This is a genomic window from Dolichospermum circinale AWQC310F (assembly GCF_000426925.1).
GTDB lineage: Bacteria > Cyanobacteriota > Cyanobacteriia > Cyanobacteriales > Nostocaceae > Dolichospermum > Dolichospermum circinale.
This window is the reverse complement of record NZ_KE384674.1, coordinates 115,252-126,968: the sequence shown is the minus strand read 5'-3', so window position 1 is coordinate 126,968 and position 11,717 is coordinate 115,252. Positions and strand designations below refer to the sequence as shown.

The window sequence follows — 11,717 nt, the reverse complement described above, 5'->3', positions numbered from 1 at the left end:
ATCTGCAACTAACTAACAATCTATTTGGTGCTTTTACCAGCCAAGCCAGTAAAATTCTCATGTTTTAGTCACAACTTAGGTTATGCTGTGTGGTAAATTAGTGAAATGCTCCGGTTAATTTATTTAAAATAGTTCCCTTTTGCGGTCAAAGCAAGTTATGTCGCCTAACATGACATTTGAATCAAAATCTAAATCAACAGTTATGATGACAGTTCTCATTGTTGAAGACAGTAGCTCCCAAAGAATGATCATCACAAAGCTCCTCAAAGCTAGTGGTTTGGCGGTCACCCAAGCAGTAGACGGAGTAGAGGCTTTACAGGTGATTCAAGATACACCTCCTGATTTAGTTGTTTTGGATATTTTTATGCCTCGCATGAATGGCTATGAACTCTGCCGATACTTAAAATCCGATCCTAAAACCAAAAATATTCCGGTGCTGATGTGTTCTTCTAAAAGCACAGAATTTGATCGGTATTGGGGGATGAAGCAAGGAGCAGATGCCTACATAGGTAAACCCTTTAAAGAAAATGAATTGGTGGGAACAGTCAAACAACTCTTGCGAGGATAAGGATGAAAGCAATATGGTTAGCAACTCGGAGTTTTTAACTGACCCAGGGCAATATCAATTCCCTCCCCAATTACAACCAGAAAATTCTCCAGGACAGAGTGATCAGATAAGATTATCGTCTGAGCTACATTTGCGGTTTTATCTACCCTCAGGTCAGGAGTTTGCATTTCTGGCTACAGGAATCCGGGAAGTAATTGAACTTAGTCCTGAGCGGATTACACAAATCCCTAATACATCCCCCTTACTTTTAGGTACGACCAATTTACGGGGGCGCTTGATTTGGATTGCTGATTTAGGACAATTTCTGGGTGAAACAATCCCATTAAACACAGATTGCCCGGAAATTTCCATAATTGTTATTGAAGACCAAGACACGATACTAGGCTTAGGAGTTGCAGAAATTTCTGGAATAGACTGGTTGGATATAGGGCATCTCGTGCCACTTAATCATGTACCAGATGATCAGACTGAGTTTTTGCGCGGTGCTTATATATTTGATACAGAAACAGAAAAAAAGTATTTGCAACTATTAGATCAAGTAGCAATTTTACGAAGTACGCGGTGGTCATAATCAACTTGGGAGAGAGGCAATGGCAAAACCTACAGATGATCAAGATTCAACTTTTAATCAGGATAAAATAGCATCTCAACAACAGGTTTTTGAAGATGATGCTAAAGATGCTTTCTGTTATGAACCGTTGATAAGTGAAGAGGAATCCAGCGATAGTTCTCAACTTAATTCTTTTGCAGAATATGAACTAGCCCTAGATTCTCTGGAAAATCCGTTTCTTGCTTATAGTGAAATAATTGATACAACTAGTAGCGAATTAGACAGCAATTCTCTGGAGCAACTGAGAGATAGAAGTGATGATCCCTTTGCCTTAATTCCAGAAGACCTCACAAGTAATCCGATATCATATCGGAGTAGTTCAGCTAATGAAAGTTCAATAATCAGTGATGATGATGACAGCTATTCACCTTTTTCAGCACCTAAATTCTCAGCTACAGATCAAATATTCATCGGTGATGATTTGGAAGACTTTTACTCCAACCAAGAAGATAACTCCAAAAGAGTTTTACTTACCGACAATGATAGTGATATAGTACCAAAACAGGAGTTTAATCTTAACTACATGACTACACCACCCAGGTTATCATTAGGAAAAAATAACGATAATCAATTCGATTTAGAAGCATTTATAGCCGCCTTTGATGATGAAAATGAAGCAAATATGACTGATAAAACATTGATTTCTGGCGGAGAAATTCATAATGATAGAGAGGTTTTAAATGACCTTGATGAAGTTGACAATCTCAGTGATATATCAGTATTTGAATTTATTGGAGATAGTAGTGATGAACTCATGAAAATGCCGTCAGAATCCCTAGATAGTTCTGAAAATGTTTTAAATATTGATGAGTCATTAGCTGATGAAAGAATCTATAATGATCAAGAATTATTAACAATTAGTGCGGCTCAAGAAGTGATTCCTGTTGACATCACCTCGCCAGAAGTTACCATCAAAGAAGCCAATATAGGTCCTGAAAAAAATTTATTTGCATCCTTTGAAAACGCTTCTTTAAATAAGAAACAATTGTGGATAGCTGGAACTGTAGGCGTTGTATCAGTTATTGCTGTAGTGATTGTTAGTGCCTTAGGTTCCTTGACAACACCTGTAAAACAAAAGGAATCAATGAGCAATACAAATTGGTTCATGCCTTTATTAATTCCTCTAACCGCAGGAGCTACGGGTGCTGCTACCTCCTGGTTTATGACTAATTTTATGGTCAAGAAAATTAGCCGTAGCACCCAGGATTTACAAAGTCAGTTTCATGCTATGGGTCAAGGTAATCTAAATGTAGCCGCCAAAGTCTATTCAAAAGATGAATTAGGGCATTTAGCCACGGATTTTAATAAAATGGTGCGGTCTCTGGTTGCTAAAACCGAGAGAGATGCCCATCTGACTATTGCACAAAAAGAAACTAAAGACAACCTGCAAAGTCAGGTAATTCGCCTTCTAGACGAGGTAGAAGGAGCTGCCAAAGGAGATTTAACAGTGCGAGCCGAAGTCACAGACGAAGGACTAGGACCAGTAGCTGATGCCTTTAATCTGATCATTCAAAATCTTAGGGATATTGTGCAACAGGTAAAAGTGTCAGCACATGAGGTAACAAAAGCTGCTGGCACATCAGAAACCTTTGCGAGCAACTTATCAACGGAGGCTCTAGGACAAGCAAAAGAATTAGCTCTGGCGTTAAATTCCGTACAAATAATGAATAACTCGATCCAACGGGTAGCAGAAGCGGCAAAAGAAGCCGAAATTGTAGCCTGTGAAGCGAGTAAAATCGCCCAAAAAGGCGGAGAAGTAGTAGAAAATACTGTGTTCGGGATTTTGGAACTGCGGGAAACAGTAGCAGAAACTAGCCGAAAAGTGAAAAGACTGGGAGAATCATCCCAAGAGATTAACTCTATTGTTGCCCTAGTTAGTCAAATCGCTTCACGCACCAATTTACTGGCGCTCAATGCCAGTATTGAAGCAGCAAGAGCAGGAGAAGCAGGGCGAGGGTTTGCAATTGTAGCTGATGAAGTTCGTCAGTTAGCAGATAAATCAGCTAAATCTTTGCAGGAAATTGAACAAATTGTCATGCAAATTCAAAGCGAAACTAGCTCCGTGATGATGGCTATGGAAGAAGGAACACAACAGGTAATTAACCAAACTAGATTAGCACAAGAGTCCAAGCAATCCCTAGATAATATCATTGAAGTGGCAAATCACATTGATATGTTAGTACGCTCAATTACTAATGATACTGGAGAGCAAAGGGAAACTTCCCGGAATGTAGCACAAGTAATGCAATCTGTAGAGCGAACAGCACAGGAAACCTCTCAAGAAGCACAGCGGGCTGCGGCAGCTTTGCAATATTTAGTAGGAGTATCCCGCAACTTGATTATCTCTGTGGAACGCTTCCGAGTGGAATCTACCCCAGAATCGCAAAGACTTGATGGTGGTATTTAGTTTAAATAAGAAAAATATAGTCCGATGTAGTTAAAGATAATCATCCATAACATAGATGAGAAATGAAACTATTAATCCCACAAGTGAAAGTGAAAGCGAATGATTTGTTTTTTGTTTATTAATTTAAGGCGATGACTATGCAGCCAGAAGAACAGATTTTAGGTTACTTTATCGAAGAGGCTAAAGAACAGCTAAATACCATCGAACAGGGATTGCTGAATCTGGAAATTACCCTAAAAAATGCGGAAATGATGAATGAAATCTTCCGTGCTGCCCATTCTCTTAAAGGTAGTGCATCTATGTTGGGTCTGAGCAGTATTCAGCACATATCCCACTGTCTGGAGGATTGGTTTAAGATTCTTCAAGAACATCCTGTGAGAGTAGACCTAAATTTAGAGTCTTTACTACTGGATATCTGTGATAGATTAAAAATTCTCATAGATAATCTTAGTTTTCCAACTGATTTATCAGAACAAGAATCAGAAGTTGTCATATCGAAATGGCTGGATGAACATAGGAAAAAATTGCAGTCATTAATTCCAATTTATGATCATGATCATCTCGATGTAGAAAGTTCTGAGTTAAATAGCTTTGCTGGTTTATTTGTAACTGATATATCCACTCTGGATGATAATTGGCCAGCAGAAGAAATATTAGAAGATATCACTAATTATCAACTACTAACTACTGACAATGAAATTGATGATCATGATCAGGATTTAAGTGATTTACTCTTAGAAATTGATGATAATGATCAGGATTTAAGTGATTTACTCTTATGGGAAGATGAAAAAACAAGTTCCAAGGATGTAGAATTTTTTGATCTAATTGGATCACAAAAGATAGATCATTTATTTAATGATGTTGTCGAAACCAATAGGGATGGTAACTTTAACTTGTCTTTGTGGGAAGAGGAAAATGAATTATCAACATCTCCTTATTTAGAAATAACATCATCTGCATCAGAAACAGATTCAGCAATTACTATTTCTCTAACAGAAGCATCTTTATTAAATGAGCTTGCACAAATAGAAGGAATTTTAGCTGCAACACCGAGAGAAATTGTCAATCAGGTGGTGATTGAGAATGAAGATTTTATGGACTTAGAGGCATTACTTGATGAAAATGAAGATGATGCACCACAGATTAGCTCACAGCCACTAGTGATTGGTGAATCTGTTGTAGTCGAGTCTGAAAATCCATTTTCTGTCTGGAAACCAGAAGATGATTTTAGTCAATGGGAGGACTTGTTAACACAGTCCGATTTACCCTCACGCAGTAAGAACCAAACATTATCGGATACAACTGCAACATCACGAAAAACTTCTACCAACAAAATCCCAGGTGATAAAATTCGTGCAACAATAGGAGAATTGGAAACCATAAAAGTTCCAGTTAAACAACTCAATGATATCAGCAACGTGGTCGGGGAGTTGGTGGTAAATCGCAATACCCTAGAGCAAGATCGTGAACGTCTACAACAGTACGTGGATACCCTGCTGGCTCAAGCACAGCATCTCTCAGCGGCGGGAATGAAAATGCAGGAGTACTACGAAGGATCACTTCTGAAAGCATCTCTCCTATCGAGTCGTCGTCTGAGAGAATATAAGATGGACCCTAATGCTAGTTATCGCTTTGGTGAAAATGTTGATTCCCAAACACCGCCTCCCTATCAAGGCTTTAGCGAAATCGAAATGGACCAGTTTACGCCCTTCCATGTTCTAGCCCAAGAAATGATTGAGTTTATTGTCCGAGTTCGAGAGTCAGCCAGTGATATTGAATTTGTTAGCGAAAAAATAGAACGGATAACCCAACAGTTAGGACAAGCAACCAGTAGACTACAAGAACAATTAACGAAATCACGCATGGTTCCATTTAGCCAAGTGATTGATCGCTTACGACGAGGAGTACGGGATAATGCTATTAAGTATGGTAAACAAGTGGAGTTGGTGACGGAAGGAGTCAATACTTTGATTGATAAGATGATTTTAGATCATCTGACATATCCTTTGATTCATATTCTCAATAATGCGATCGCCCATGGTATTGAAACCCCTCAAGTACGCCAAGCTACTGGTAAATCACCTACGGGGATTATTAGCATTCGCGCCGTACAACAGGTCAACCAAACGATTATTTCTGTGAGTGATGATGGTGTTGGTATTGATCATCAAGAAGTTAAAAACAAAGCCATTAAAAAAGGTATAATTACCTTCAAACAGGCACAATCCATGTCTCGTTTTGACATATATAAGCTTTTGTTCCTGCCCTGCTTTAGCACCGCTGATGAAGTAAATGATATCAAAGGGAGAGGTGTGGGTCTGAATGTTGTTGAAAATGATATTAACCACATTCGTGGTAGAGTGACTACTGACTCGACACCAGGTATAGGAACTACCTTTACCATTTTTCTCCCACAGACTCTGAGTATTTGTAGAGCAGTATTATGCGCTTGTGATCAATTCAAAATTGCTTTCCCAATGGATGGTGTAGAGGATACTCTAAGTATATCCGTTAATTCCCAAACAATTCAACAAGATCTGAATGAAGAATCATTTATGATCTGGCGAGGAGTCAAACTTCCTATCAAACCTCTCAAAGACATCTTAGTTTTTAATCGTCAGTTGACTTCTGGTAAGGCATTAGTCACGAAAAAAAATAATGACATGATTTCCGTACTCGTTGTCCGTTCAGGTAATACGATGCTTGGTTTACAGATTGACCAAGTTTTAGGTGAACAGGAAATTGTCATTAAGCAATTTGAAGGACCAGTATCTAAACCCATTGGTATAGCCGGTGCTACAGTTCTTGGTGATGGGATGATTATGCCCATTGCTGATGTCGGAGAAATTATTGATATCTCTGAAGGTAAGATGTTTAAATTATGGCAAAATCCAGCTTCTCCTCCTGCTGACATTTCTAACTCTGATCACAATGAAACAACTGTATTAATTGTTGATGACTCGATTACCGTTCGAGAACTCTTATCCCTAACTTTTCATAAAGCTGGTTATCGTGTAGAACAAGCCCGTGATGGCCAAGAAGCTTGGGATAAACTCCGTTCTGGTTTACTTTGTAATCTCGTTTTGTGTGACATTGAAATGCCACGTTGCGATGGACTGGAATTATTGTCACGGATTCACCAGGATGATACTCTTAATCACTTACCCGTTGCCATGCTCACCTCTCGCGGTGCTGATAAACATAGAAAAATGGCCGTAGAACTCGGTGCTAGTGGCTACTTTACTAAACCATATTTGGAGGAGGCTCTTTTAGAAGCAGCTGCTCGGATGTTGAAAGGAGAGAAACTTGTAACTGCTTAATTGGGATGTTTGATAACTAGGTCGCGCTTTTTATCATTCTTTGTGCCTATGCTCAGTGAAAAGTTTTGCTGTCTGAATATGAAAATTAAAATTATATTGCATGACTACTGGTGATAGAGAATTATCAACCAACTGGTAAGACCCTATAGCTGCCAAAAATTTTCAAGATTTCTGTACAATTTTGTAATTCTCCTAAAGCAGATTTCATAATCACTGCATTTACATCTGCTTCTATGTCTAAATAAAATAAATATTCCCCTAAGGAACGTTTTGTAGGCCGCGATTCAATGCGACTCAGATTAATACCTAAATGGGCAAATACTTCTAGTGCTTTCACTAATGCACCAGGTACATTAGCTGGGACACTAAAGGCTAAAGATGTATGTGTACAATCAATAGTATTATTTTCCTCTGTGCTAACTACCCAAAACCGAGTGCAATTTTCTGGATAATCATTAATCCCCTCAGCCAGAATCGGTAGATTATACAGTTGTGCTGCACGACTAGAGGAAATTGCTGCTGTTGTTGGTTCTGCTTCTAATCTTTGTAGTGCTTCCGTTGTCGAATTACTCGCAATCAAGTTGACATTTGGTAAAAACTGTGCTAACCACCCTTGACATTGAGCTAAAGCTTGAGGATGAGAATAAACAGTTTTAATATTATCTAAGCTAGTGCATCTGGAAACTAATGTATGTTGAATCGGTAAAACCAAAGCTAATTTAATTTTTAAATTATCTAATTGCCATAAGCTATCTAGAGTCATATTGACACTTCCCTCAATAGAGTTTTCTACCGGGACAACAGCTATATTTGCCTTAGCGGTGATTATCGCTTGCAATGATTGAGCAATGGTAGGGTAAGGACATAGTTCAAACCTTTTTTCAGGGGTGATATCCTTATTATTTTGCAACCAATTGACATAGAAAAAAGCAGCTTGTTCAGCATAAGTTCCCGGTGGACCTAAATGTGCAATTTTCAGATTCATACTTTTAAATTCGACGATTTTGATTGATAATGAAAAAAAAACAGATAGTTGAATTTACTTATGGTTACTAAGTTTACTGCATTTGAATCCGTGGAAATTTCTGTCCCCAAGCATTCTATTCCTATTCAGCACTATCTCCGTCAACCTCAACGGTTGGTGAATACCCTGGCTGATCATACCAGAACTGAGCAGTTGTCCGAAGAAGTGTTTCGGCTGAAAATGCGTCCTCTGTCTTTTATGTCACTGAGTATTCAGCCAACAGTAGATATGAGAGTTTGGGCGGATACAAGCGGAACGATTTATTTGCGATCGCTCCGTTGTGAAATTCTGGGTTTCGAGTATATTAACCAACGGTTTGACCTGAATTTAAAAGGCTACTTATCACCAGTTCAACTCAGTAATGGTACATATCTACAAGGGAAAGCAGAATTAGAAGTCTTAGTAGACATACCCCAGCCATTTTCCCTGACACCCAAATCAATATTAGAAGCTACAGGTAATGGATTGCTCAAAAGTGTATTATTAACAATCAAACAAAGATTATTACATCATCTTCTTACAGATTATCACCATTGGTGCAACCAAGCCACAAAAGACATAGAAACAGAACATCACAACACAGATAGCAGTAGCGTAGCACAAACCTTATAAACAACCTTCACAAATCAAAGCAACTAGACAACATTAATTGAATTAAAGCAGAACACCGTCTAAAAACCCTTCAGAGAAAAGACCTTAGACCTAGCTAAAACCTTATGTATCTATAGCCGAAGAACGACGACGACGACGACGATTAGGAACAGAACTCGAAGAGCCAGAAGCATCAGCTTCAGCATCAGATACCGCCGGAACTATCGTTAATTCTGGGACAATTCTTAATGAAGACTCAACTTCCGGCTCAAGGGATTGTTCAGTGGTCACATTCTTAGGTGCAGGAATCACAGAATACCCTAAGCCATCAGAAATTTCCGCTTCACCTATAATTGGTTCAGAGACTTGAGATGGTTCATTTAGTTCATTTAGTTCCGTACATTGAGATGGTAAATCTCCCGGTTCAACAACATTAATAATCACCGATCTAGAACTTTTCCCCTCACGATCTAACTTAAGTAAAGGAGAAATTCCCATTTCAGCATAAGTATCTTGTTCCTTAGCTGACATTTCCACAGTGATAATCTCTGGTGGTTCAACCTTAATCGGTTCTAGCTTCACCTTTACCCGTTCTGGCCTTTCCGTCCAACCTGATTTATTAATAGTAGGTGGAGAGACCTCTGGTATTGGTAGTTCAACCTCCTCCAAATCTAAATCCGAATCATTAACAAAACCTAAAGGGTTCAACCCAGAGCCAAGTTCATCCTTACCATTAGCTCGATTGTCACCAGTTTTCGGACGACGAGTACGGGTACGGCGCTTACCATCATTTAATTCCTGGTAACTAGGATGATTAATCAGATGCAGCGGACTAAAATCTGGTTCACCCTCAAAACTCTCCCCAAAACCGTGATACGAATCCCGTGGAGTAGCCACCACCCCACCGATATCAGGTATGCGGGTAACTAAACGTGGTTCTTTTGGTGGTACACCTCCAAATCGTTCGGGTATCTCCGCAGCCGGAATAGGAAGACGGTTTTCCATTTCCCCCGGTAATCTCACAGTATGCCCTAAACCCCCGCACGCCGGACAAGATTCGCCAAATAACTCATAAATATTTTGTCCTTGACGCTTGCGGGTTAGTTCAACCAAACCCAGTTCAGTCAATTGGGCAATTTGGGGACGGGCTTTATCAGCCTTGAGAGCCTTGTTAAAGTGTTCCAACACCTGCATTTGATCTCGTCGGGATTCCATATCAATGAAATCAACCACAATCACACCCGCAATATTCCGCAAACGTAACTGACGCGCAATTTCTGCAGCAGCCTCACAATTTGTCCATAAAACTGTTTCCCTAGCTGTAGCAGAACGGGTGAAAGAACCAGAGTTAACATCTACTACGGTTAAAGCTTCCGTAGGTTGAATGATAATATAACCACCTGATGGCAAATCTACCCTTGGTCTAAGGGCTTCCCGGATAGCAGCATTAATGCGAAAATATTCTAAAATTGGAGAGCGATCGCGGTGATGATCAATCAGCAACCCCTGGGGTGTTTGTCCACCACTCCAGACTTGTAAATATTGCTTTACCCGTTTTAAGCCAGTGCTGGAATCAACAACAATGCGATTCACATCACTTCCATACATATCCCTAAGAACCCGCTGAATAAAATCATCATCACGATTCAGTAGAGCCGGCGCACGGGAAGTGACAGCTTCTTGCTGAACAATTTCCCACTGCTTTTGCAGCACCTCTAGATCCTCAATAATTGCCTCTTCTGGCTTCCCTTCCGCTTCCGTGCGTACCAGCAAACCCATCCCCGCTGGTTTCACCAAAATCGCTAAAGCCCTGAGACGGTTACGCTCACTTTCACTCTTAATCCGTCTCGATAAATTTACACCCCGTCCATAGGGCATTAGCACCACATAACGGCCAGGTAAAGTAATGTTTCCCGTCAATCTCGGACCCTTGGAGCCAGTTGGCTCTTTCATCACTTGTACTAAAGTTTTTTGCTGTGGAGTCAACAGTTCTGTAATCGCTGCTGCACTTCGTTTCAGCCTCAACGGACCTAAATCAGTGACGTGAATAAAACCGTTGCGCTCCGGGTCGCCGATATTCACAAAAGCCGCATCTATCCCAGGTAATACGTTTTCTACTACACCTAAATATATATCACCAATTTGGTGATGACCAGTAGCTACAACGAGTTCCTGTATTTGATCTTCCGAAAATACAGCAGCGATTTGATGCTGCTCCGCGATGATAATTTGTTTTGGCATTCAATTTCCTCAAAAACTGGTAGTGCTGGTGGGAATCACAAGAAAGTTCTCTGTTATCCCGCTTCTATAGTCACTACTACAAGGTGCTACTAGTAATAAAAATTTCCAATTTGTAGCTCTGCTTTTGGAGAGCCAATCATACTGTGATGGCATTTACACACCATATCACTCTTCAACAGCATATAGTTTCAGAACTTTAATCAACCTTCCTTGGCCGATTTACCATACTATACGCTGCTATCTGAAATTTGGATATCCGTAGATATCACTCCCAAAGTTAACGTTTTATCAGCTAAAGTTGACTGTACTTAAATAGCAAGCGCTTGATCACTTTCTAGAAACTTCCGTTAGACACGGTGCATTACACATTGATTTGACCGTCTGCGGAGGAAGACAAACTTGTCTTTAGCAATGGATTTGCTATCCGTGTTGACACCAGAAAATCTAGCTAAGTGCAGACAACCCAATGGGTAATCTTGACAAGAATTTGAATTTTGGCAGCTTTGTAATCTCTGTCAATGCTTACGTAGTTTTTTGAAAACTAACCACTCCTGCCTCTGTAGCAATTACATAAAAGCTTGCAATAACAGCAAGTCTCGTTTAAGGGATAGAATCTATCAATGAATCGAGAAGCTAACAAAGGCTATTATTAGTCATCAATTCACAAGGTAGCTAAAGAGAGAGTGGTTTGTAATCAGTAGCAGAGTTTGTCTGGGACACAATCTTAGAAGTTGCACTCTTATATCTTTGCTTTCGCGCCCGTGAGTATCACAGGTACTCAATCAAGTCACTCAATGCAGCACCAGAAAATTTCTCTTAATCGCCATTCTAACGCAACTTTGCTAAAAATCAATTACCAAAATAGATATTTGGTGAAAATTAAACCCATTTAATTTTAAACTGTTAATTAACTTTTGTGGAAACTTTCTCCATCTAGTGATTTTCGGATATAC

The 11,717-nt window shown here is 39.6% G+C and carries 7 protein-coding genes; 5 read left to right on the top strand and 2 right to left on the bottom strand.

The features are described 5' to 3' along the window. The first annotated feature begins 202 nt into the window (after positions 1-202). From ACIR310F_RS0108065 to ACIR310F_RS21845, 4 genes are all read left to right on the top strand, one after another. On the top strand, positions 203-568 hold the full coding sequence (locus ACIR310F_RS0108065) for a response regulator (protein ID WP_028083392.1): 366 nt from the start codon (positions 203-205) through the stop codon (positions 566-568). Between the two features lie 13 nt (positions 569-581). Further along, positions 582-1,139: a chemotaxis protein CheW gene (locus ACIR310F_RS0108060; protein WP_028083391.1), complete on the top strand. Its 558-nt coding sequence runs from the start codon at positions 582-584 to the stop codon at positions 1,137-1,139. 19 nt (positions 1,140-1,158) lie between these two features. Further along, positions 1,159-3,585, top strand: coding sequence for a methyl-accepting chemotaxis protein (locus ACIR310F_RS0108055; RefSeq protein ID WP_028083390.1), 2,427 nt, complete (start codon positions 1,159-1,161; stop codon positions 3,583-3,585). A gap of 137 nt (positions 3,586-3,722) precedes the next feature. Next, the gene (locus tag ACIR310F_RS21845) at positions 3,723-6,908 is read left to right on the top strand and encodes a hybrid sensor histidine kinase/response regulator (protein WP_051289504.1); all 3,186 of its coding nucleotides are present in this window, start codon (positions 3,723-3,725) and stop codon (positions 6,906-6,908) included. 124 nt (positions 6,909-7,032) lie between these two features. Here ACIR310F_RS21845 and pheA read toward each other — a convergent pair whose 3' ends face one another. Next, positions 7,033-7,893 (bottom strand): prephenate dehydratase, encoded by an 861-nt coding sequence (gene pheA, locus ACIR310F_RS0108045; protein WP_028083389.1) that lies wholly within the window; start codon positions 7,891-7,893, stop codon positions 7,033-7,035. Between the two features lie 60 nt (positions 7,894-7,953). On the opposite strand from pheA, the gene ACIR310F_RS0108040 reads away from it, so the two are divergent. Then, positions 7,954-8,544, top strand: a complete 591-nt coding sequence (locus ACIR310F_RS0108040; protein ID WP_028083388.1) for a DUF1997 domain-containing protein — start codon at positions 7,954-7,956, stop codon at positions 8,542-8,544. 102 nt (positions 8,545-8,646) lie between these two features. Here ACIR310F_RS0108040 and rne read toward each other — a convergent pair whose 3' ends face one another. Continuing rightward, positions 8,647-10,764, bottom strand: coding sequence for a ribonuclease E (rne, locus tag ACIR310F_RS0108035; RefSeq protein ID WP_028083387.1), 2,118 nt, complete (start codon positions 10,762-10,764; stop codon positions 8,647-8,649). Between the last annotated feature and the right edge of the window lie 953 nt (positions 10,765-11,717).